General features: G+C 63.9%; 21 protein-coding genes. 4 read left to right on the top strand and 17 right to left on the bottom strand.

Annotation, left to right across the window (positions count from 1 at the left end; translation table 11 throughout):
- Positions 1 to 92 precede the first annotated feature (92 nt).
- The gene (locus EXZ48_RS22110; RefSeq protein ID WP_130518294.1) at positions 93 to 1,532 is read right to left on the bottom strand and encodes a catalase; all 1,440 of its coding nucleotides are present in this window, start codon (positions 1,530 to 1,532) and stop codon (positions 93 to 95) included.
- A gap of 296 nt (positions 1,533 to 1,828) precedes the next feature.
- Between EXZ48_RS22110 and EXZ48_RS22105 the strand changes: the two genes are divergently transcribed.
- Entirely contained in the window at positions 1,829 to 3,271 is a 1,443-nt protein-coding gene (locus tag EXZ48_RS22105) for a PLP-dependent aminotransferase family protein (protein WP_130518292.1), read from the top strand.
- Between the two features lie 245 nt (positions 3,272 to 3,516).
- Positions 3,517 to 4,215 carry a phosphatidylserine decarboxylase gene (locus EXZ48_RS22100; RefSeq protein ID WP_130518290.1) on the top strand — a complete coding sequence of 233 codons (699 nt, stop codon included), beginning with the start codon at positions 3,517 to 3,519 and terminating at the stop codon, positions 4,213 to 4,215.
- Positions 4,216 to 4,422: 207 nt separating this feature from the next.
- On the opposite strand, the gene EXZ48_RS22095 is transcribed toward EXZ48_RS22100, so the two are convergent.
- The 3 genes from EXZ48_RS22095 to EXZ48_RS22085 form a co-directional block, all read right to left on the bottom strand.
- A complete protein-coding gene (locus EXZ48_RS22095; RefSeq protein WP_371687673.1) occupies positions 4,423 to 4,989 on the bottom strand; it encodes a glutamine amidotransferase in 567 nt (188 codons plus the stop codon).
- A gap of 28 nt (positions 4,990 to 5,017) precedes the next feature.
- Positions 5,018 to 5,254, bottom strand: a complete 237-nt coding sequence (locus EXZ48_RS22090) for a hypothetical protein (protein WP_023512431.1) — start codon at positions 5,252 to 5,254, stop codon at positions 5,018 to 5,020.
- A gap of 191 nt (positions 5,255 to 5,445) precedes the next feature.
- Positions 5,446 to 5,934, bottom strand: coding sequence for a RidA family protein (locus tag EXZ48_RS22085; protein ID WP_130518288.1), 489 nt, complete (start codon positions 5,932 to 5,934; stop codon positions 5,446 to 5,448).
- Positions 5,935 to 6,100: 166 nt separating this feature from the next.
- Between EXZ48_RS22085 and EXZ48_RS22080 the strand changes: the two genes are divergently transcribed.
- Entirely contained in the window at positions 6,101 to 6,799 is a 699-nt protein-coding gene (locus EXZ48_RS22080) for a TetR/AcrR family transcriptional regulator (RefSeq protein ID WP_130518286.1), read from the top strand.
- Positions 6,800 to 6,812: 13 nt separating this feature from the next.
- Here the strand turns inward: EXZ48_RS22080 and EXZ48_RS22075 are convergent, their stop codons facing one another.
- The 3 genes from EXZ48_RS22075 to EXZ48_RS22065 form a co-directional block, all read right to left on the bottom strand.
- Positions 6,813 to 7,163: a DUF2200 domain-containing protein gene (locus EXZ48_RS22075; RefSeq protein ID WP_130518284.1), complete on the bottom strand. Its 351-nt coding sequence runs from the start codon at positions 7,161 to 7,163 to the stop codon at positions 6,813 to 6,815.
- Positions 7,164 to 7,223: 60 nt separating this feature from the next.
- Positions 7,224 to 8,222, bottom strand: coding sequence for a DUF808 domain-containing protein (locus EXZ48_RS22070; RefSeq protein ID WP_130518282.1), 999 nt, complete (start codon positions 8,220 to 8,222; stop codon positions 7,224 to 7,226).
- A 161-nt stretch (positions 8,223 to 8,383) separates the two neighbouring features.
- On the bottom strand, positions 8,384 to 9,916 hold the full coding sequence (locus EXZ48_RS22065) for an MDR family MFS transporter (protein WP_130518280.1): 1,533 nt from the start codon (positions 9,914 to 9,916) through the stop codon (positions 8,384 to 8,386).
- A gap of 126 nt (positions 9,917 to 10,042) precedes the next feature.
- Here EXZ48_RS22065 and EXZ48_RS22060 point away from each other — a divergent pair, with 126 nt between their 5' ends.
- Positions 10,043 to 10,567 carry a MarR family winged helix-turn-helix transcriptional regulator gene (locus EXZ48_RS22060; RefSeq protein ID WP_245462284.1) on the top strand — a complete coding sequence of 175 codons (525 nt, stop codon included), beginning with the start codon at positions 10,043 to 10,045 and terminating at the stop codon, positions 10,565 to 10,567.
- Positions 10,568 to 10,583: 16 nt separating this feature from the next.
- Here the strand turns inward: EXZ48_RS22060 and EXZ48_RS22055 are convergent, their stop codons facing one another.
- The 10 genes from EXZ48_RS22055 to EXZ48_RS22010 all read right to left on the bottom strand — a co-directional run bounded on the left by EXZ48_RS22055 (position 10,584) and on the right by EXZ48_RS22010 (position 21,061).
- Complete coding sequence (locus EXZ48_RS22055) at positions 10,584 to 10,868, bottom strand: DUF2218 domain-containing protein (protein WP_197284002.1); 285 nt, start codon at positions 10,866 to 10,868, stop codon at positions 10,584 to 10,586.
- Positions 10,869 to 10,919: 51 nt separating this feature from the next.
- Positions 10,920 to 11,870: a FecR family protein gene (locus EXZ48_RS22050; protein ID WP_130518278.1), complete on the bottom strand. Its 951-nt coding sequence runs from the start codon at positions 11,868 to 11,870 to the stop codon at positions 10,920 to 10,922.
- A 62-nt stretch (positions 11,871 to 11,932) separates the two neighbouring features.
- Entirely contained in the window at positions 11,933 to 12,478 is a 546-nt protein-coding gene (locus EXZ48_RS22045) for an RNA polymerase sigma factor (protein WP_050745095.1), read from the bottom strand.
- 284 nt (positions 12,479 to 12,762) lie between these two features.
- Entirely contained in the window at positions 12,763 to 13,560 is a 798-nt protein-coding gene (locus tag EXZ48_RS22040; RefSeq protein WP_023514742.1) for an ABC transporter ATP-binding protein, read from the bottom strand.
- Positions 13,547 to 14,530: a FecCD family ABC transporter permease gene (locus tag EXZ48_RS22035; protein ID WP_371687672.1), complete on the bottom strand. Its 984-nt coding sequence runs from the start codon at positions 14,528 to 14,530 to the stop codon at positions 13,547 to 13,549. Before EXZ48_RS22035 ends, EXZ48_RS22040 begins: the two co-directional genes overlap by 14 nt.
- Positions 14,530 to 15,585 (bottom strand): iron ABC transporter permease, encoded by a 1,056-nt coding sequence (locus EXZ48_RS22030; protein ID WP_256370917.1) that lies wholly within the window; start codon positions 15,583 to 15,585, stop codon positions 14,530 to 14,532. Before EXZ48_RS22030 ends, EXZ48_RS22035 begins: the two co-directional genes overlap by 1 nt.
- On the bottom strand, positions 15,572 to 16,495 hold the full coding sequence (locus EXZ48_RS22025; protein ID WP_245462272.1) for an iron-siderophore ABC transporter substrate-binding protein: 924 nt from the start codon (positions 16,493 to 16,495) through the stop codon (positions 15,572 to 15,574). Before EXZ48_RS22025 ends, EXZ48_RS22030 begins: the two co-directional genes overlap by 14 nt.
- 66 nt (positions 16,496 to 16,561) lie before the next feature.
- Positions 16,562 to 18,973 carry a TonB-dependent receptor gene (locus EXZ48_RS22020; RefSeq protein ID WP_165909383.1) on the bottom strand — a complete coding sequence of 804 codons (2,412 nt, stop codon included), beginning with the start codon at positions 18,971 to 18,973 and terminating at the stop codon, positions 16,562 to 16,564.
- 189 nt (positions 18,974 to 19,162) lie between these two features.
- Positions 19,163 to 19,888, bottom strand: a complete 726-nt coding sequence (locus EXZ48_RS22015; RefSeq protein ID WP_081870616.1) for a pentapeptide repeat-containing protein — start codon at positions 19,886 to 19,888, stop codon at positions 19,163 to 19,165.
- A gap of 174 nt (positions 19,889 to 20,062) precedes the next feature.
- Entirely contained in the window at positions 20,063 to 21,061 is a 999-nt protein-coding gene (locus tag EXZ48_RS22010; protein ID WP_130518270.1) for an AraC family transcriptional regulator, read from the bottom strand.
- Positions 21,062 to 21,078: the final 17 nt, after the last annotated feature.

Below are 21,078 nucleotides of genomic sequence, written 5' to 3'. Positions count from 1 at the left end.
GGCATCCCGCAAGCCTTCCGCTTGGGAAGGGCGCCGGCTCACATGGCAGGCCGGGCGCACCTTCATGGGCGTGCCCGGCCCTGTCGAATGCATCAGGCGCGGGACTGTGCCGTGATTGCGGCCGCCACGCCGGCGCCATAGGCCGGATCCGCCTTGCTACAGTTGTCGATGTGGCGCTGGATCACGGCCGTGGATGCGCCGTTGATGGCACGCGCCGTATTCTCGAAGAGAACGGTCTGCTGCGCCGCCGACATCTTCCGGAAGAGGTTGCCGGGCTGCGAATAATAGTCGGTGTCTTCCCGATGGTTCCAACGCCAGGCGGCGTCATGCAGCTTGAGCGGCGGTTCGGAGAAATCGGGCTGCTGCTGCCACGCGCCATGGCTGTTCGGCTCGTAGGAAAGGCGCCGTCCGCCATTTCCATCGACGCGCATCGCACCGTCACGGTGGTAGCTGCTGAAGGGGCACTGCGGCGCGTTGACGGGAATCTGGGAATAGTTGACGCCGAGCCGGTAACGCTGCGTGTCTCCATAGGAAAACAGACGGCCCTGAAGAAGCCGATCCGGCGAGAAGCCTATGCCGGGTACGATCGTGCTTGGGCTGAAGGCCGCCTGTTCGACTTCGGCGAAGAAATTCTCCGGGTTGCGGTTGAGCTCCATGACGCCGACTTCGATGAGCGGATAGTCCGCCTTCGGCCAGACCTTTGTCGGATCGAATGGATTGATGGCGCACGCATTGGCTTCATCCTCCGTCATGATCTGGATGTAGAGCGACCAGCGCGGAAAGTCGCCGTTTTCGATGCTGTCGAAGAGATCGCGCTGGCTGCTTTCGCGGTCGCGGCCGATCAGGTTGGCTGCCTCTGCATCGGTCAGGTTCTGGATGCCCTGCTGCGTGCGGAAATGGAACTTGACCCAGTGGCGCTCCTGATGGGCGTTGATGAAGCTGAACGTATGGGTTCCAAACCCGTGCATGTGCCGCCAGCTCTTCGGAATCCCCCGGTCGCTCATGATGATCGTGACCTGATGCAGCGCCTCCGGCAGGAGCGTCCAGTAATCCCAGTTGTTTTCCGCACTGCGCATGCCCGTGCGCGGGTCGCGTTTGACCGCATGGTTCAGGTCTGGGAACTTGAGCGGATCGTGCATGAAGAACACGGGCGTGTTGTTGCCCACCAGATCCCAGTTTCCTTCCTCCGTGTAGAATTTCAGGGCAAAGCCGCGGATATCCCGCTCGGCATCCGCGGCGCCGCGCTCGCCGGCAACCGTCGAGAAGCGTGCGAACATCGGTGTCGTCTTGCCGATCTGCGAGAACAGCTTTGCGCGGGTGTATTTCGAGATGTCCTTCGTGACCGTGAAGGTGCCGAAAGCGCCGGCCCCCTTGGCATGCATGCGACGCTCGGGAATCACCTCCCGGTCGAAATGTGCGAGCTTCTCCAGGAACCAGACATCCTGTAGAAGCTGCGGCCCGCGAGGGCCTGCCGTAAGGATGTTGTTGTCGTCGGCAACCGGAGCGCCGAACGACGTTGTCAGCTTTGACATGTGTTTCACCTTCCAAAAATTGAGTTTTTGTCGGCCGACCGGGTAGGATTACTAGAACCGTCGAGGGGAAACTAAAAAGACATTCTGCTTACCAGATATATAGGCTGAAGTTATGAATGTGTTTGCTGGGCCCTGTTCTGGTGTATTTACCAGGCACACTGTCGATTGTGCGGCCGCACTGTGGGAAAGCGATGGAAAGCTTCACCAATTTCTGCCTTGTTGTCCGTGCCGGCTTGCTGGAGACCATGGGCAACGCCTAAGTTCCGTCCTGAGCGCAGCAAGAGTAGATAGGCCGAATGGGAAAAGGAACGGTGCTTGCCATCGAGGTCAAACCGGAGGGCCGCGAGCCGGTGTTCCTGGCTTTGGTGCGGACGATCATCAACGAGATCGAGCGTGGCCGGCTGAAGCCCGGGGCGCCCCTGCCGGGAACGCGCGCGCTTTCAAAGAACCTGAAGCTCAATCGCAACACCGTCGATGCTGCCTATCATGAACTGGCCATGCAGGGCTGGCTGGTAACGCAGCCTTCCCGCGGGACATTCGTGGCGATGGATCTGCCCGACATGGCGATGCCGCCGCGCGCCTCCCCGCCGCAGGGTGTTGTTACCGGGCTGGCCCGGCCGGCCGCTCCCGGCATCCTCCGCCTGTCCGACGGCTATCCCGACGTCCGCCTCGTCCCCACGACGGCCTTTGGGCAGGCGATCCGCCGCGCGCTCAACAGCGCCGCCTTTGTTTCCGGTAGCGCCTATGGCGATCCACGGGGCAATGCGGCCTTGCGGGATGCCCTTTCGCACTACCTGCGTGACGAGCGCGGGCTGACGGCGGCAGCAGCCGATATCATGGTGACGCGGGGCAGCCAGATGGGCTTGTTTCTTGCTGCTTCCGCTGTCGCGGAGCCCGGCATTGCTATTGCGGTGGAGAGCCCCGGCTATCCTCTCGCCTGGGCCGCTTTCCGGGCCGCCGGTGCGGATGTCGTCGGCGTTCCGGTCGATGCGCATGGCATAGACGTCAATCTCTTGGAGACGCTGGCACAGACGAATGCCAGCCTCCGCGCCGTCTACGTCACGCCGCATCATCAATATCCGACGACGGCAACGCTGGGTGCGGCGCGGCGGATGCGGCTGATGGACGTTGCCCGGCGGTATGGCCTGCTCATCATCGAGGACGACTACGACAACGAATACCGTTTCGACGGGCGGCCGATCCTGCCGCTGGCCGCAAGAACCGATGAAGACCTGCCCATCATCTATCTTGGCTCGTTGTCGAAGCTGCTGGCCCCCGGCATTCGCCTCGGCTATGCGGTCGCCCCGCCGCAGATCCTGCTGCGCATGGCGGACAGGCGGGAGGCTCTCGATCGGCAGGGCGACTGGCCGCTGGAGCATGCGCTTGCCGACCTTCTGGCAGACGGAACGATCAAGCGGCATGCCCGCAAGGCCCGGCGGATCTATCACGCCCGGCGGGACCAGATGGCCCGAATGCTCGAAGAGCGGTTTTCCGATGACGGAGAGTTCACGCTGCCTGCCGGCGGGCTTGCGATCTGGTGGCGGCTCCGGCGCGGCCTCAGCGCCGAGACCTGGGCTGCCAACGCCGCAAGGCTGGGTCTTTCCGTCATGCCCGGCCTTCAGTTCGTTCTGGATACGGCCAATCCCGCGGAAGCGTTCCGGCTTGGTTTTGCCAGTCTCGACAATCGGGAAATGCTCCGTGCCATGGACATTCTTTCGCGTGCGAAACCCGTTGGATGAACGGCATAGCGGTCCCTGCCCGTCATTCGACCGGCCTAGCGGACTTCTCCAATCCGTCCCTGCTTGCCCGGCTGGCCGATGGGTAGAGCCATCCGCATGTGATGGAGTCTTCGAATGTTAGCTTTTCTCAAGATGGCGTGCCCTGTTGCGGGTCGTGGTGGCAGGCGGGCGGAGCCGGTGCCGGGTGCAGTGCCCGATCGCTTTGATGATCGCGAAGCCTCGGGCATGGCCGCAGGAACATGCGCATGAATATCGCCCTGTCGATCCGCAACGGCCTCGTGCCCATTCATCGCGCCGGGCGCCCGTTTATTGTGGCAGGGGTCCTTGCCACTGTTGCCGCAAGCTTTATCTGGACGCCCCTGGCATGGAGCGCCGGCCTGGTTACGCTCTGGGTCTGCTACTTCTTCCGCGATCCGGAGAGAACGACACCTGTAGAGGACGGGATCGTTGTGTCACCGGCGGACGGGCGGATCAGCATGATCGCCGAAGTCCTCCCGCCGCCGGAGCTTGATCTCCCGAGGGTGCCGATGCTGCGGGTCTCCGTCTTCATGAGCATCTTTGACTGCCATGTGAACCGCATGCCCGTCGAGGGGCGGATCCGTTGGATCGCCTATACGCCCGGAAAATTCTTCAATGCCGATCTCGACAAGGCCAGCCAATACAACGAACGCAATGTCATTGCGATCGAGACGCCCTACGGCGCCGTCGCGGTGGTGCAGATCGCGGGCCTGATCGCCCGGCGCATCGTTCACTGGGCCGCACCCGGAGACAAGGTGGAGGTCGGCCAGCGTTTCGGCCTCATCCGCTTCGGCTCCCGCCTCGACGTCTATCTCCCCGCGGATGCGATCCTCCTCGTCACCGTCGGCCAGACGGCCGTCGTGGGGGAAACCATGCTCGGCAAGTTGCGGGGCGTGCCTCCTGAAAGAGGGTACAGAACCGGCTGACCGGCCAAGTCGTTCGAAAAGGGGACCGGCATGTTTGCCCAGTCCCCTTCCCGGTGTTTGGAGCGCGCTTTCAGCCTGTCGTACCTTGAAGCCATTGGGTGCACATCTTTCGTGCGGCTTCGCGCAGCGCCGGGCCACAGCGCCGGGCATCCTCCCGCAAGACACGGGGATCTATGCCTGCCGCCGCAAGTTCAGCGGCATGGCCGATCAACCAGCGCTCAATACCGGCGCAGGCATCGACCTCGGGGTGAAACTGCAGTCCAAGGATGTTCGGCCCGACGGCGAAGCCCTGGGTGCGCAAAGTGCGGTCGTGGCAAGGCTTGTCGCACCCTGCGGGATCTCGAAGGCGTCTCCGTGCCAATGCAGCACGGGAACGCCTTCAAGGTGCCGAAGCGAGCCGAGCCGCCCGTCCTCGGTGACCGCAAGGGGGGAAAAGCCGATCTCCTTGTGCCCCATCGGGGCCACTCTCGCCCCGAGCGCCGCAGCGATCTGCTGGGCGCCCAGGCAGATACCCAGCGTCGGACGCCGGGCGGCAAGGCGCGTTTCGAGAAGTTGCCGCTCTTCCTCGAGGAAAGGATAGGCCCTGGCTTCATAAACGCCGACCGGCCCTCCCAGAATGACCAGCAGGTCCGGGACTGCGGGATCCACGGTCCACAGCTCGTTCATGCCGAGGTCGTAGTAGTAGATGCGGTATCCCGCCGCCGTCAGTACGGCCTCGAATGTACCCAGATCCTCGAAATGGACGTGGCGGATGACGACTGCCGTCTTCAGCATGGATGGCGCTCCCTCGATGTCCAGAACATCAGCCCAGTACGGACAGGTCTGCGCCGTGGTTGATGTGATAGACGGCGTCCCCTATCACGAGGGCGGGGACCGACTTGACGCCTGCATTCCGGGCTTCCGCAACGCGCTCGCTCGCCAGGCCCAGATGAACGGTTTCGACGGAGTACCGGGCGGGGTCGAGCGCACCGACGAAGCGCTGCTCCGCATCGACACAAACCGTGCAGCCCGCGTGATAGAATACTGCCTTCTCTGCCATGATCGTTCTCCTTTCAATGACACAGCGTGTGCTGTGTTGACGCTGTCAAAGGAAGGAAAACGGGGCCGTTGTTACAGGGCCGGATTTCTCACGCGGACTGGGCCGGCTGGAGACCGTCGCGCCGGCGCCGCACGCAGCCGTTGACCGACAATTCGAGCGATTGCTTCTGGGTTCGGTCCAAAGCCCTGCAGCTAATCCAGAACAACGATGGCTTCGACCTCGAAGAGCATCGGGTCGATGGCGAGTTTCGGAACGGGGACCAGGGTCTGTGCGGGCAAGGTGTCGCCGAACATTGCCTTGACGTTCTCGGTGAGCACGCCGAGCCTGGACATGTCGTGATCGACGACGAAGATCGTGAGCTTGGCGACCTGGTCGGGCCGGGCGTCGAGTGCGTCCAGGGCCGCTCCCAGGTTCGCGTAGGCCTGCCTGACCTGGACGGCAAAGTCGGGCGACAGAGCCCCGGTGCCGTCCTGTCCGCCCTGGCCGGAAATGTAGGCCAGCCGAGCGCCTGCAGGCACGATCACCGCCGTGCTGTAGCCGTTCGGTGCCGGGTCGTAGAGCCCTTTCGGATTGACGATGGTCAGGGCGCGCGCCGCTTCGCGCGCGGCCGTTGCCGTAGGGGTGCCCATGGTCATGATGATTAGTCCTCCAAGAACCAGTTGCTGGATTGCGCGCGACATCATTTTCTCCGCGGCCCGCAGGATTGAACTTCAGCACCGTACTCGCGCTATTGACTCGTACGACGTACGATTAAATGATCTCGTACATCGTACGAGTCAACCCCGGCGGGATCGACATTCTGTTGGGGCCGGCTTAAATCGTCGGTCTGATCGGCAAGGGAAACGGATGGTGGCCAAGGGTAGCGGCACGCGGAGCAAGGAATCCGTGCGGAAGGCAACACCGTCCCGGCCGGATGGGGAACCGCAGGCGGAGCCGCCGCTTTCGCTGGAACGGATCGTGGCAACGGCGATAGACCTGCTGGACGCCGAAGGGGTCGACGGGCTGAAGATCCGCCGCCTGGCCGATCGCCTCGGCGCGGGGGCGATGAGCCTCTACTGGCATGTCGAGAACAAGGAGGCCGTGTTCGACCTCGTGCTCGACGCCGTCTTCGATTGCCGCGGCATGCCGGAGGTCGATGAGGCGCGGGGCTGGCGCCCGGAGGTGGTCCACATGCTGGAGGACTGGCGCGCGGTCATGCTGCGCCATCCCTGGTCGGCCGCGCTTCTGCCGCGCCGGGCGCTTGGTCCGAACATCCTCGGCCGGCTGGAACGCCTCGGCAAGGCCTTGTCGAAAGCCGGCGTCCCGGAGGCCCAGCTGAACGCAGCGATATGGTCTCTCTGGAACTATGTACTCGGTGCAACCATCACCCGGGCGAGCTTCGACCTTTCGGCCGCTGACATGGCTGCCGGCCAGCAGCGGCTTTCCCGTCTCAGCGAACACTATCCGACGATCGAGCGCTCCCGCCTTCTGCTCGACAGCGATTGGGACGGCACTTTCCGGAAGGGCCTCGACTTCCTGCTGGATGGCCTTGCCCTGAAAAGATGAAAGCGGTAGGCGCTCAGCCGCGCAGGATCTTCTCCATCGCCTTGCCCTTCGCACGTTCGTCGATGAGTTTGTCGAGATAGCGGATTTCCCGCATGGTCGGCTCTTCGATCGTCTCGACGCGGACGCCGCAGACCGTACCCTTTATCGAGGTGCGGGCCGGGTTCATTCCCGGCGCCTGGGCAAAGAAGTCCTCGAAGCTGGTTTTGTTTGTCAGCTGTTCGTTCAAGGCCGCAGGGCTGTATCCGGTCAGCCAGCAGATGATCTCGTCGACTTCTGCCTTCGTGCGGCCTTTTCGTTCTGCCTTCGCGACATAGTGGGGATAAACGCTCGCGACGCTGACGGAATATATGCGGTGTCCTGTCATGCATCCTCCTGGTCGAACCCGCCCCGGTCTTTATGGGGCAGGACGGGAATACGCAGGCCGTTAGGCCGTACGCAGCTTGCGCAGCCGGCCACTCAACCAGCGCCAGAAAGGGGCAATGGCCCTGCTGACGATGGGGATCAAAATGGCACCGGCGACGAGCCCGATGATACCGGAACCGGCGGCTTGGACCAGCCAGGAAACGAGGCCGTCGATGGCCGGAAGGGCGCGCGCCGCGGCTTCGCCGGCATCGTGTAGCGCATGGGCGGGCGCCGAAAAGCCGAATATCTCCGCACCATGCACCAGGATGCCGCCGCCGACCCAGATCATCGCCGCCGTGCCGACCGCGCCGAGCAGTTTCAGGAGGTAGGGCATGCCTTTGACGAGGCTGTGGCCGAGGAGGCGAAAGGTCCTGTCGATCGGCGTGCGCAACGGGCGGCCGGCGAGCCAGAGACCCACATCGTCCGCCTTCACGATCAGCGCGACGACGCCATAGACGCCGGCGGTGATGACGATGCCGACGAGCGCGAGGATCAGTGCCTGCATGACGGGGCCGGCATCGGGCACGGAGGCGAGCGTGATCGCCATGATCTCGGCAGAGAGGATGAAGTCGGTGCGGATGGCGCCGGCGACCTTGCCGTCCTCGAAGGCTTTCGCATCGGCCCCTGCCGGGTCGAGCTGTTCCTCATGATGATGGGCGCCATGGGGCGAGACGAGCTCGTAGACCTTTTCCGCACCCTCGTAGCAGAGGAAGAGGCCGCCTGCCATCAGGAGCGGCGTGATCGCCTGAGGTGCGACGAGGCTGAGCGCGATGGCTGCGGGCAGCAGGAAGAGAAGCTTGTTCTTCAGCGAGCCGAGCGCGATCTTGCCGATGATCGGCAGCTCCCGTGCCGGCGAAAAACCGGTGACGTAGCGTGGTGTCACGGCGGCATCGTCGATGACGACGCCGGCCGCCTTGGCACCGGCCTTGCCGGCCTGTGCGGCGACGTCATCCAGCGAGGCTGCGGCAGCCTTGGCAATGGCGGCCACATCATCGAGAAGGGCAATCAGGCCGACGCTCACGAAAAACCTCCATCTTCGACGGGACTGGTCGGATCGAGCAATAGCCTCTTCGCAGGCCTGGAAAAAGCAAAAATACGCTCATTGTCGGAGAAGCGCTGCCGCCGTCCGCGGCGTCCATGGTATGGACACCGCGCAAACAGGGTGCCGTTCCGCCCTCGGTGTCACCCGGCTTTTGCGGTGTTTGCCTGTAGCCGGACATTCTTGAGGGAGAGTGCGGCCAGCAGCCCGAGCGCGATCATGCCGGCCATGCTGAGGAACACGGGCTGGAAGGCATCCGTATAGACCGTTGCGACCAGCGCGCGGACCTGTTCGGGTAGCATGGCGAGTTCGGCCGGCGTCAGTCCCTCGATGCTGGCGACGCCGGGAATGCTATGCCCCTGTCCGGTGACGAAGGCGGCGAGTGTGGCGCCGTAGATGCTGATGGCGATCGATGCGCCTGCCATGCGGGTCAGCGTGACGGCGCCGGTGGCTGCGCCGAGATCTGCGGCATTCGCGGCATTCTGCACGCCGATCACGGGGACCTGCTGGCCGAAACCGACGCTGAGGCCCTGCAGCAGCATCAAAAGGCCGATGAGATAGACTGGCGTGCCGGGATGGATTGTCGTGAAGAGGAGGAAGGTCACCAGCCCGCCCGCCGTGCTGACGACGGAGAAGATCTTGTAACGGCCTGTCAGCGAGATCAACCGCCCCGCCGTCAGCGAGCCGGCAGCGATGCCGGCCGTCAGCGCCATGAACAGGAGGCCGGCCTGCGAGGGGGAGAGGCCGGTGGTGGTCTGCAGGAAGAGCGCGATGTAGTTGACCGAACCGATGCCGATCGCGCCGCTCACCAGCGAGACGATCAGGAGGAGATTGACGGTCGGATTGCGGAACAGGCCGAGCGGAACGATCGGCTCGGGCACGCGGCGCTCGACATGGATCCACGCGATCAGGCAGACCGCGCCGAAGGCGATCACTGCAAGGCTTTCGGCGGACACCAGCGAGCCGAAGATCTCCCGGCTGTCGGCCCAGAGCACAACGCTCGATACCACCGCGGCAAGCAGGACCGCGCCCGCAAAATCGATCTTTGGCCGGCGGATCGGCTTGCGATAGGGCAGGATCAGCGCGAGGCCGGTGAGCACGATGATGCCGATCGGCAGATTGACGAGAAAGATCGAGCGCCAGCCGAAGAGGTCGGAGAGCACGCCCCCCAGTGTCGGGCCGACGGCGCCGGCTGCCATCAGCATCAGGCTCGAATAGCTCTGGTAGCGGGCCCGCACGCGCGGCTCGAAGAGATCGGCATTGATCGAGAAGATGGAGACCATGATGCCGCCGCCGCCGAGACCCTGCAGCACGCGGGCGGCGATGAGCGTGTTCATCGAGACCGCAAGGCCGCAGGCAAGCGACCCCAGTGCGAAGATGAAGATCGCGGTCATCATCACATATTTGCGGCCGAAGAGGTCGCCCAGCTTGCCATAGACCGGCATCACGGCACTGGTCGCCAGCAGATAGGCCGAGCCCACCCAGCCGAAGCGCTCCAGCTCGCCGAACTCGCCGACGATGGTCGGCAGCGCGGTCGAGACGATCTGGTTGTCCAGTGCCGCCATGAAGATGCCCGTCATCAAGAGGCAGACGACAAGCATCCGGCGGCGCGGATCGGGCACGAGCGACGCGTAGGATGTATCGGTATCCTTGTCGGAGCGCAGACGGGCATCCATGGCGGTAACGTGATCTCTCTATCTTTTTCAGCGGGGAATTTGTGTGCCTATCGCACATATATGTCAACTGCACATATGTGACAAAGGCACAAATATGTTTTGACATCGATGGAAATCTGCTAACCCATGGGCATGAGCAACGATGACGAACAGAAGGCCGGTCCTGCCGGCACCAGCGCCTTTGCCCGTATCGGTGCGGCGATGGGGCGGATGCGGATCATGACCGGCCGGCGCTACATTGGGCGCCTTGCCATTTCGCGTGTCGGTGCGGGGCTGGAGCTTTCGCATCTCGACGCCCTGTCCCTGGTCCGGCGTCTCGGTCTCGAGCAGGAAGTGACGGTCGGCGCGCTTGCCGAGCAGTTGCGGATCGACCATTCGCGCGCGAGCCGCATTGTGGCGGATCTCGTCAAGCGCGGCGTCGTGCGCCGTGCCGCCTCGCAGGACGATGGCCGGCGTACCATCGTCACATTGACGAAGGCCGGCATGCACTGGCTCGATCAGGTGAACGGCGTCAAGGAAGAGGTGCTGTCAAAGGTGCTGTACGACTGGACGGAGGAGGAGATGGCGACGTTCGCCAATCTCTACACCCGCTTCATCGAACGGCTCGAGGCACAGGCGAAGGATTTTGACGCGGAGAGTGCGGGCAAATAACCGCTGGCCGCCAGTCTCAACGACGCCATTCGGGGGCTTCAAGGGTCTCCCGGAAGGCGAAGCGCAGGAGATGCGAGGTGATGGCGGATTGCGCCCAGGCGAGGCTCTCTTCGTTTTTTGCCTTCACGAACAGGCGCAGCCCGTCCGCATCTGCGTCGAAGAGAGCAACCCCGCCATCGAACCGGCACTCGCCATGCGTATCGGAATAGACGACGTCCACCTTGTGGGCAAAGTGCTTGCACATCTGGACCAGATATTTGGCGCCGGCAGCGGTTTTTACATGCGCGGTGGATTCGATCATGCTTTTCTTCCATTTCCAATGTGGTGAGCCGCCCGCCCGGAGCGCCGGCCGCTAGCGGATCACGATCAGGGGGCCAAGCCGGGTTACCCTTACTCCCATAGCCTGGCGGATGAACGACAGGGCGGCATCCGTGTCGGAGACGGTGATGGTGCCGCTCACCCGGCGCTGCGCCAACGCGCTGCCCGCAAGGACGATCCGGCCGGAGAAATGACGGCTCATCTCCTCGATGACATGGGAGAGAGGCGCATCTTCCACTGCGATCTGCCCGCGCTGCCAGGCAAGAGCCACGACACCATCAACCGGCTGGACATTCATCCGGCCGGTGTCGCGGTCATAGGTGGCCTGCTCGCCTTGCGAGACGCGCAAGGACGAGGCCGCTGCGTCACCCGGCTCGATGAGAACGGCATTTTCGGTAACCGTAACCTCCGTATCGGCGGTGCCGTAGCGCACATCGAAGGCCGTACCGAGCGCCGTGACATGTGTCGTCCCGGCCTCGACGGTGAACGGCCGCTCCGGCGCGTGTGCGACCTGGAAGAAGGCCTGGCCGCGCAGGAGGCGGACGGTTCTGCGGTTCGCGGTGAAATCGACGGCAATCGCCGACGTGGCGTTCAGTTGCACCGTGGATCCGTCCTCAAGGGTAACGACCGGCATTTCTGCGGTCCCCGCAATGGCATCGGCCTGTAGCCGCATGGGCCCGTCCAGCGCAAGAAACGCAGCGGCGGCGCAGACAAGGAGCGCGAGCGATGTGGCGGCAGGTTTGGCAAGGCTGCGCGGCCTGGCCTCGATGTTCCGCAGCGCCGGGTCCGACTGGATGGCCGTCCGTGCGTCGCCCAGCAACCTTTCGGCAGCTCGGTAGGTACGACAGTTCTCGGGATCATCGAGCCATTGCTGGAAGCGCGCCCTTTCTTCCGGGGATTGCGCCGGATCGCCATTGCGCAGAAGCCAGTCTGCCGCCTCTCTGTTGCGCTTTCGCTGCGCTTGCGTGGCACGGTTGCCCGGCATCGGCTTCTCCCGGAGCGTTTCGTCCTGCCAAGTAGACGATTGGCGTCGCCTTTTCGGGACTCTTAGTCGATCGAAAGAAGACGGTCGAGGCAATGGGCGAAGGCCCGGCGCAGGTGGCGGTCGACCATGTTGCGGGAAATCCTGAGCCTGACCGCGATCTGGTCCGGCGAGAGATGGTGCAGCCGATGGAGGATGAACACGACGCGGCGCCGTTCCGGCAGTTCGGCGATGGCTGCCCGGAGAATGGCGACGCGCGCCTCGATCTCGAGCGCCATGTCCGGCGCCGGGCCAAGGCTGGCGACCGAAAGGGCCTCCCGCTCGGTTCCGGAGAACAGCCGCGCCTCCATGTTTTCCCGCCGCAGCCGGTCGATGCCCAGATTGATGGCGGAACGGCAGAGGAAAGCCTTGAGCGAGCGTTTGTTGCGCAGGACATCGGGCTGGGCCGCGAGCTTGACGTAAAGGTCGTGCACCACGTCCCTTGCGGTGGAGAGCGGGTGCCCCTTGCGCCGCACGGCTGTGGTTATGTCGGCGTAGTGGGCCTCCATCGCGCGGTTCAGCAGGTCGTTGCTGTCAAGGATATCCCAGGCTGGGGAGGAGGAGCTCGGCATCAGCACTCTGTTCCTGATCCAAAGAGGACGAAGCAGCGCCCGGAGCATCTGAACATGCCCGCAGCGATGGAGAAATGGCTATCTGCTCTGCAAAACCCCTGCAAGTGCAATAGCTTAGAATGTTTCAAAGCTGGAAAATACACGGCGATTAAATCAAGACAAAAAAACTCATCTTTATGTCTGATTTCGTTGCGAGAATCCTCGTGGCGGCGGCGAACCCGCAAGCTGGCCACTGCTTTGAAAAGCCGGGAAGCGTGGCAATCCCGCAACATTGCCATCCCCCGTCAGAGTGGTACGCAGAGAGGGGTTCCCGCAACGGGGTCGCGGATGATCACGGACCGCACGCCGAACACATCGGCAATCGCTTCCTCCGACAGCACGTCGTCGGGCCGGCCGGCGGCGCTGATCCTGCCGCCCTTCAACAGGACGATATGCTCGGCATAACGGGCGGCCTGATTGAGATCGTGCAGCACCGCAACGACGGTCTTGCCGTGATCGCGCACGAGGACCGTGATCAGGTTCATCAGCTCGATCTGGTGGGCGAGGTCGAGATAGGTCGTCGGTTCGTCGAGCAGGAGCACCTCACCCCGCTGCGCCAATGTCATGGCAATCCAGGCACGCTGCCGCTGGCCGCCGGAAAGCCTGTCGAGCGGCGTGCCGGCGAGGATCGTCGTGCCAGTCAGCATCAAGGCCTCCTCGCAGGCCGCCTCATCCTCGTCCGACCAGCGCCCAAAGAATGCACGGTGCGGATAGCGCCCCTGGCGGACCAGATCACGCACCGTCAGCCCCTCCGGCGCCACCGGCCCCTGCAGGAGCACGCCGATGCGTTTTGCCATCTCCTTTGTCGGCAATTTGTCGATGTTTCTGCCATCCAGCAGGATTGTTCCGCGGGATGGCGCCATGAGGCCGGCAAAGGTGCGCAGGATGGTGGATTTCCCACTGCCGTTCGGCCCGACAAGCGCCGTGAAGCGGCGTTCGGGCACGAGCAGGCCAAGGTCCTCGACGATCGACTGCATGCCATAGGCAATGGAGACGTGATGTCCGGCAAGCTTGGCCGGGACGGCTTGTTCATCCCCGGACATGACGGCGCCCCCATAGGAGATAGGCGAAGAATGGAGCCCCGATGAGGCCGGTCACAATCCCGGCGGGAAGCTGGGCGGGGGCGATGACCAGCCGGCCGAGAAGGTCCGACGCGACAACGAGGATCGCCCCGCTCAGGGCGGCAATCGGAAGGATCCGCGCATGGGACGGCCCCGCCAGCCGGCTTGCGATATGCGGCGCGACGAGGCCGACGAAGCCGATCAGCCCCGCGGCGGCAACAGCCGCGCCGGACAGGAGCGTGCACAGCACGATCATGAGGCCTCGAACCAGATCCACCCGCTGGCCGAGGCTGCGGGCTGAATTGTCGCCGAAGCGGATGAGATCGAGCTCGCCGGCTGACATCCAGGCCAGCGCCAGCGGCACGAGCAGCCAGAAGAACAGGAGGCGCACCTTCACCATGTCGGCCTCGTAGACGCTTCCTGCGAGCCAGATCATCGCGCGCTGCACATCGCCAATCTCGCCGAAGGCCGACAGGAAGGTGGTGGCGGCGCTTGCAAGCGAACCAAGGCCGATGCCGATCAGGATGATGCGCAGCGACGAGGTGCCCCGCTGCCACGACAGGAGATAGACGGCGGCGGCCATGATGGCCGCGCCAAGGAAGCCGGCCAGCGGCAGCAGGGCTACCGGCGGCTCCTGCATGAGGACGATGACACCCATGACCGCAGCGGCGGCGCCGCTGTTGATGCCAAGCACGCCGGGTTCTGCGAGCGGATTGCGCATGATCGCGAGCGCGATCGTGCCGGCCGTCGCCAGCGCCGCGCCGACGAGAAGTGCAAGCAGGATGCGCGGCAGGCGCAGATCGAAGACGATCATCCCGTTCTGCGGGGTCGCATCCGCCGACCCTGCTATCGTTTCCATGAGCTCGCGCCATGACAGGGATATGTCCCCGAAGGCCAGGCTGGCGGCGACCAGCCCGGCAAGGAGAACCGCAAGAAGTGTGGCGAGGCGCATCACCTCGCCTCTCCCGCCCGGCTTCGCGCCAGCCACAGGAAAAATGGCGCGCCGATCAGCGCCACCGTCACCCCGACGGGAAAGCTTTGGCTGGCGAAGATCACGCGCCCGGCCGTATCCGCGGCGACCACGAGCAATGCGCCGCCGAGCGCGCTGAAGGGCAGGATCCAGCGATAGTCGATACCGATCGTCAGCCGCGCGATATGCGGAACCACGAGCCCCACGAAGCCGATGGGGCCGGCGAGCGAGACGGCACTGCCGGCAAGCAGGATGACCACGGCAACGGCTATCGCTCTCCAGACAATGGGGTTCTGGCCCAGTGCTCGGGCCGCATCGACGCCGAGGCCCATGGTCACCAGGTGCCGTCCGAGGAGAAGCGCCGCGGCAAGGCCGAAGAGGATATAGGGAGCCACCGCGGTGGTCTGCGCCATGGTCCGGCCGGACAGGGAACCGGCGGTCCAGAGACGAACGGCGTCCAGCGTGCTCTGGTCGAAGATGAGAACGGCGCTGGTCAGGGCCGTCAAGAAGGTGGCGACAACGGCACCGGCGAGAACGAGGCCGACGGGCGAATGCCCGGTCGGACCGAAGGTGCCGATCGCAAAGGCCAGCAGCGCCGCGCTGCCGGCGCCGACAAAGGCGAACCACATGTAGGCGCCGCCGGTGCCTGCCCCGAAAAGGGTCATGACGAGGACGACGGCGAAGGCGGCGCCGGCATTGATACCGAGCAGTCCGGACGAGGCGAGCGGATTGTTCGTCACCGCCTGCATGATTGCGCCCGAAACCGCCAGTGCGCTGCCGGCCAGCAGACCAGCCAGAACCCGCGGCAGACGGATCGTCGCCACCAGCAGATGTTCACGCGATCCGTCAAAAGCGGCGATGGCGTTCCACACGGACGACGGTGAGATATGCGTGGTGCCAAACGTCACCGCCCACATCGATGTCGTGAGGAGTAGGCCGCTGAGAAGGATGAGGACAAGGAGCCTGCTTCCATCGCGCTTGGCCGGCCGGCCGGCTGCGCAATCGCGGTGGGCTTGCCCGGGCTCATCGGTCTGCAAGAACGTAGCGCTCGATATCGTCAAGGATGCGATTGGCAGAGGCAATCCCGTGGAAGCTCTGCCAGGCCACCCGGTCTACCCGATGGGCACGGCCGTTCTGCACGGCGGGCAGGAGCTGCCAGAGCGGGTTTTCCGTTACCGCTTTCTCCAGCGCGTCGTCGGGGCCGCTTTCGAAGCCGCTGGCGGAGACATAGAGGAGGATGTCGCCGTCGAGATTGGCAAGTTCCTCCCAGTCCGGCCGCTTGACGATCGTGCCGTCCGTCACCGTCTCATAGGCCGTACGCTTGACGCCAGCCTCGCGCAGCACTGCGAAGGGCGCGTAGGCGAAAGGACCGTCGAGGAAGACGACGAAGCGGTCCGGCGCGAGACGGACGGTGGAAACGGTCAGGTCCTTGTCCTTCATGCGTGCCCGGATCGTGGCGGCGCGTTTTTCGTAGGCGGCCAGCGCCTCACCGGCCACGCTCTCGCGGCCGGTGATGTCGGCGACGTGCTGGCGATAGGCCTTCCAGTCCGTATGATGGAGCAACACCGTGGGTGCGATCTTCGATACCGTCTCATAGATAGAAGCGTGGGCTTCCGCGCTGCCGATGACGAGGTCGGGCTTCAGGGCGGCGACCCGCTCGAGGCTCGGCTCCCTCGGATTGCCGAGATCGACCACGTTCGACTGCTTGATGAACGCGAGTATCCCGGTGTCCTGAATGCCCATATAGGGCGTGGCGACGACGGGGGCCTCGAGCTCGATGAGCAGGCCGAGCGTCAGGAGCGGGTCGAGCGTGACGATCCTTCTGGGCTCGGCCGGTATGCAGAGCGGCGGATTGTAGACGCCCTCCGTTATCTCCCTCCCCTGGCAGGCGGCATTGGCCAGCGAGAACGAGACGGCGAGGAAGAGGACGGCGAGGCAGGAGCGCAAGGCGGATACCATTTCGGATGGATACGGAAGACGGAGATTGCGGGGCCTGCGCCCCGCAATCGGAGATCAGAACTTGGTGCGGATGTTGAGGCCGAAGGACCGCCGCGCGCCGACCTGGCCAAAGGGCAAGGCGGCATCCGGATCGACGATGGTGAAATACTTCTCGTCGGTCAGGTTTTCCGCGAAGGCCGTGACCTCCCAATTGTCTTTCTTGAAGCCGGCCTGGGCATTCACGAGGAAACGGGAGTCGATCTTGTACATGCCTTTCGTGCCGAACCGGGAATTGTAGTCCGTCGTGTATTTGGCATCGGCGCCGACATAGACGCCATTCTCGAACTCGTAGCGCCCACCGAAGCCGTAGGTCCATTCCGGCGCCTCGGGGAAGGATTTTCCGGACTGGTCGCCCAGGCCGCCGTGGTCGAACTCCAGGAACTTGGTGTTCAGGTAGCCGATCGACGCGAAGGCCGAGAACTGGTCGGTGACCTGGAAGGTCGGCTCGATTTCGAAGCCCCATGCGCGCGAGGATGCGGCGTTCTCCGTGATACGGTAGCCCGGAATGTCCGAAGGCGGCCGGATCTCGACCTGCTGGTCCTCATACTTCGTGTAGAAGAGATTGGCATTGAGTACGAGCCTGTCATCCAGCAGGGTGCCCTTGTAGGACAGCTCGTAGCTCTGCGAATATTCCGGATCATACGACACGAGGGGGAAGGCCGGGTCGCTGCGGTTGACGTAGGAGCCCCCCGAACGGAAGCCCTGCGTATAGGTGATGCCGACCCGCTGGTTTTCGCCGAATTCCTTGGAGAGCCCCAGCTTGGGTACGAAGTTCACCTCGTCGAAGGACGCCGGACCGCCGGAGAAGGCCGGATCCATTCCGTGCAGGACGGCGGAATTCAACTCGGTGTTCTTTTCCTTGAGATAGTCGAGGCGCCCCCCGGCGGTCACGAACCAGGTCGGCGCGAATTCATAGGTCGCCTCGCCGAAGACGGCGAGGTTCGTGGTCCTGCGGTTCTGCTTGTCGTCGAGCTGGTAGACCGTGCCCGGCATCAGATCGGGATAGGGCTCCGCGATGAAACGCGAGGCACCCTCGAAGATCTGGTGGCTGCCGAAAACGCCGGCAACCCACTTCCAGCGATCGCCGTCGTAGTTCAGCCGCAGCTCCTGGGTGAAGATCGAATCGTCGTCCGTGCCCCAGATCCCGGTTGCGATGCCGGGCGTGCCTGCATCGACGGAGCTTCGTGTGTTGATGCCATACTGGAAACCGGTCTGCGAGGTGAAACGCAGCGTATCGGAAAAGTCGTGTGTAATCTCGAGGCCGACATTGTGGACCTCGGTCCAGCGGAATTCGGTATAGGTGTCGGGATTGTTGTTGAAATCACCACGCCCATCGTAGAGCCCGACCAGCCGGTCGTTCGGGCGGTCCTTGGAATAGGCGTAGGTCAGAAGGGCGCGGGTGTCCGGCATTTCCGACGGGGTGATGAGCATCTTTGCGCGAATGGTCCCGCTGATGTCGGTCGTAAGATCGTCAAAACCCGCATAGTTCTTGAAGTTCGAATAGGACACGTCCGTATGGGAGCGCTCGAACGCCCCGGAAATGCGCAATGCGATCTGGTCCTCGACAAGCGGCGTGTTGACGACAAAGGCCGAGCCCGCGAGGTCGTTGCTGCCGACGGTTCCCGAGAGTTCGACTTCCTTGTCGAAGGTCGGGTCCTTCGACTTGATGTAGACCGCGCCCGACATGGCGGCCCGGCCGGAAAGCGTCGATTGCGGGCCGCGATAGACCTCGACCTGCTCGACGTCCCAAAGGTTTCTTGCGCCGAAACGGGAATTGTAGCGGGTCTGGAGAATGCCATCGATATAAAGCGAACCGACCGGCGCTCCGCCAGGAACGAAACCTTCGGAGCTCATGCCGCGGATGACGAAACCGGAATTGACCGTTGCGCTGTCCAAAACGTTGGCGAGGCGGCGATAGGCATCCTGCGTGTGGCGGATCTGGCCTTTTTCGATCGCTTCCGCATTCACGATGCCGACGCTCGCGGTCGTGTCGTTCAGCGTGGTTGCCTCGCGCGCGCCATAGAGCGTGATCGTCTCGAGAAGGGTGGCCCCCTCTTCCGCCGGGCCTGCGGCCGCGGGATCGAGGCTCAGCGTTACCTGGCTGCTGCCGGCAAAGCGCGCATCGATGCCGGTGCCGGCCAATACGGCGTTCAGCGCCTGTTCGGGCGTCAGGCTACCGTGCACGCCTTTGGTCGATTTGCCCTGTGCCAGCGATGCGTCATAGAGGATCTGGAGGCCTGTCTGGGCGGCGAGGCTGTTCAGGGCCGGCGTCAACGGGCCGGCCGGCACCAAAATCGACCGCTCGGCCGCCTGCGCTTGCGCGGGTGCCTGTGCGATCGCCGGCGCTGCCGGGCTGAACACCAGAGCGGCCGTACCGGCCAGCAAGGCGGCCCGCAGCCCCACCCTGATGGAAACGTTCTTCTTCATCAAAACCCCCAATCGTGCGGCGTTCAAGGCGCCGCAGTCCGTCCAGACAGCGGATGAAACCCCGCTCATTGGGTCTGACGATCAAGCTTTCCGATTTGGGACTCCGCGTGGCCGATTTTCCTGAAAAACACCATCGCGCCTTTCGGTTGGTCTAGCGGCGTCACAATGGGCAGGCGGAGAAGACGGGTCTCAGTCCTTCGGGCACGGCCAGCTTGCCGGCGTCGCGAGACCCGTCGGAAGCCTGGTCTCACCGTTGCCGCAGGCGATATCGATCTGTGACTGGTCGAGGCCGGTCGCACGGGAAAGATCGAGCCCCTCGATCCGCGTCAGCAGCATGAAGGCCTTGTCCAGGCCGATCGTGCCCTCGATGCGAGCCTTGCTCAAGTCGGCGCGAGACAGGTTTGCATAGGTAAAACTTGCGCCCGAAAGGATTGCCTCGTCGAAGGACGCGCGGCTGAGATCGGCCTTTTCGAAACTCGCATAGCTGAGATCTGCCCCATCGAATGCGGCGCGTTGCAGTTCCGCGGATGCAAACGACGTTCCCTTCGCGATGACCTTCTGAAAGCTGGAGCGATAGGCTTCCACCCGTGCGAAACTCGCCTTGTCCAGCCGTGCGCCGGTGAACCAGGTCCGGATCAGGGTCGCCTTTTCCAGAACGGCCGCCGTCAGGTTCGTATCGCGCATGTCGGTGTAGCTGAGATCGGCATCCCGGAAGTTCGCCCCGGCGAAATCGTTGCCACCCAGCATCAGGTTCTTCTTGCTGCAGGCGCTCCAGTCCACTTCCGGCTCGGGATCCGCCCGGCAATCCGCAGCATCGGCATAGCGGAAGGGTAGACTTGCGGCCATCACCAGACATGCCGCGAAGAAGCCAAGAAGCATACCCTTCTGCAGTCCACTCACTGATGTAACTCCCATTGCAATGGCCGTGTCCAATCGGGCCGTTCCCTAAATATGGCAATCGGGAGCCGGATGTCATCAGCTAACCGCACGGATGGATGCAAGATCGGAGCGTATTGGCTGCCGAGTTCGCCGAACTCTGGCGCCTCGCTGCTCGCGTCGTTCCGGCGAACCCTGCCGCAAGGAACGCCGTCAGGCCTCTCCTTCGCCACGGCGCGCGGCGAGCGCACGGGACGGCTGCATGCCGAAACGGCGCAGGAAGAGTTGGGAAAAGTGGCTCGGATTGCTGTAGCCGACGGCGATCGCCGCCTGTGTCACGTTCATCTCTCCCCGTTCGATCAGCCGGCGCGCTTCCAGAAGCCGCTGCTCCTTGAGGAACGCGTAGACGGCGAAGCCATAGAGGCTTTTGAAGCCGGATTTCAGCCGCTTCTGCGTCAGTCCGACCTCGCGGGCGAGCTCTTCGAGCGTCCAGGGGCGGGCGAGTTCGGCAATCAGCAGGTCACGGGCCCGCTGCAGCGGGCGACGGTCGCGCGGGGGGATCGTCTGGGCCGGTTGCGTGCGGCGCATCGCAGCGATCGAGGCATTGATGATGTCGAGGGCGCGGGCCTCGAAGGCGAGATCGTCCCCTTCCACCATGGCGCTGTCGAAGAGCGCCCGCGCCACGACGAGCAGGTCCGGCGGCACCGGCAGCACGCCGACCCAGGTGCCATTGCCCGATGCCATGTGCAAAGCGTGGTGTTCGTCGAGATTGGCAAGGAGGTCGCCGGCGCCGAGCCGCTGCCAGAGGCTGATATCGACCCGGATGTCCATGCCTTTGAAGCGCGTGCCCACGGGCACGTCGTAGAGGCCGACGGATCCGTACGGCGCGGCCATGATGTAGATGCGCCCCGGCCGATAGGGAATGGATGACAGCCGCTGCTCGGCGTCGCTTCCCAAAAGCCACCCCTGCCCCGAGGCCTCGAAGAGAAAATCGATCGCAACGCAGGGCTCCGTGGCGAAACGGCCGACGAAATCGGCCCCGATCACCATGTCGAAGACGGAAATGGTGAGGCCCGGGCGCACGCCGAGGATCTTGTAGGCACCCTCTGTCGAGGTGTCGGAAAAGGTCGGATCGGCCGGGCTCGGGCCAAGCACGACCACGTCGTCCTGATCGGACTGCGCCAGAACGCGCTGTTCCACACGGAGATTCATCTACCCCACCAAATAAT

This window comes from Shinella sp. JR1-6 (genome assembly GCF_004284735.1).
Lineage (GTDB): Bacteria > Pseudomonadota > Alphaproteobacteria > Rhizobiales > Rhizobiaceae > Shinella.
The sequence above is the reverse complement of the archived record's forward strand: the minus strand, read 5'-3'. Positions and strand labels throughout refer to the sequence as shown.

Excerpts from the sequence above, each read along its gene's own strand:
- EXZ48_RS22110 (WP_130518294.1), bottom strand. The coding sequence starts at position 1,532 with ATGTCAAAGCTGACAACGTCGTTCGGCGCTCCGGTTGCCGACGACAAC.
- EXZ48_RS22105 (WP_130518292.1), top strand. The coding sequence starts at position 1,829 with ATGGGAAAAGGAACGGTGCTTGCCATCGAGGTCAAACCGGAGGGCCGC.
- EXZ48_RS22100 (WP_130518290.1), top strand. The coding sequence starts at position 3,517 with ATGAATATCGCCCTGTCGATCCGCAACGGCCTCGTGCCCATTCATCGC.
- EXZ48_RS22095 (WP_371687673.1), bottom strand. The coding sequence starts at position 4,989 with ATGCTGAAGACGGCAGTCGTCATCCGCCACGTCCATTTCGAGGATCTG.
- EXZ48_RS22090 (WP_023512431.1), bottom strand. The coding sequence starts at position 5,254 with ATGGCAGAGAAGGCAGTATTCTATCACGCGGGCTGCACGGTTTGTGTC.
- EXZ48_RS22085 (WP_130518288.1), bottom strand. The coding sequence starts at position 5,934 with ATGTCGCGCGCAATCCAGCAACTGGTTCTTGGAGGACTAATCATCATG.
- EXZ48_RS22080 (WP_130518286.1), top strand. The coding sequence starts at position 6,101 with ATGGTGGCCAAGGGTAGCGGCACGCGGAGCAAGGAATCCGTGCGGAAG.
- EXZ48_RS22075 (WP_130518284.1), bottom strand. The coding sequence starts at position 7,163 with ATGACAGGACACCGCATATATTCCGTCAGCGTCGCGAGCGTTTATCCC.
- EXZ48_RS22065 (WP_130518280.1), bottom strand. The coding sequence starts at position 9,916 with ATGGATGCCCGTCTGCGCTCCGACAAGGATACCGATACATCCTACGCG.
- EXZ48_RS22060 (WP_245462284.1), top strand. The coding sequence starts at position 10,043 with ATGGGCATGAGCAACGATGACGAACAGAAGGCCGGTCCTGCCGGCACC.
- EXZ48_RS22055 (WP_197284002.1), bottom strand. The coding sequence starts at position 10,868 with ATGATCGAATCCACCGCGCATGTAAAAACCGCTGCCGGCGCCAAATAT.
- EXZ48_RS22050 (WP_130518278.1), bottom strand. The coding sequence starts at position 11,870 with ATGCCGGGCAACCGTGCCACGCAAGCGCAGCGAAAGCGCAACAGAGAG.
- EXZ48_RS22045 (WP_050745095.1), bottom strand. The coding sequence starts at position 12,478 with ATGCCGAGCTCCTCCTCCCCAGCCTGGGATATCCTTGACAGCAACGAC.
- EXZ48_RS22040 (WP_023514742.1), bottom strand. The coding sequence starts at position 13,560 with ATGTCCGGGGATGAACAAGCCGTCCCGGCCAAGCTTGCCGGACATCAC.
- EXZ48_RS22035 (WP_371687672.1), bottom strand. The coding sequence starts at position 14,530 with ATGCGCCTCGCCACACTTCTTGCGGTTCTCCTTGCCGGGCTGGTCGCC.
- EXZ48_RS22020 (WP_165909383.1), bottom strand. The coding sequence starts at position 18,973 with ATGAAGAAGAACGTTTCCATCAGGGTGGGGCTGCGGGCCGCCTTGCTG.
- EXZ48_RS22015 (WP_081870616.1), bottom strand. The coding sequence starts at position 19,888 with ATGGGAGTTACATCAGTGAGTGGACTGCAGAAGGGTATGCTTCTTGGC.
- EXZ48_RS22010 (WP_130518270.1), bottom strand. The coding sequence starts at position 21,061 with ATGAATCTCCGTGTGGAACAGCGCGTTCTGGCGCAGTCCGATCAGGAC.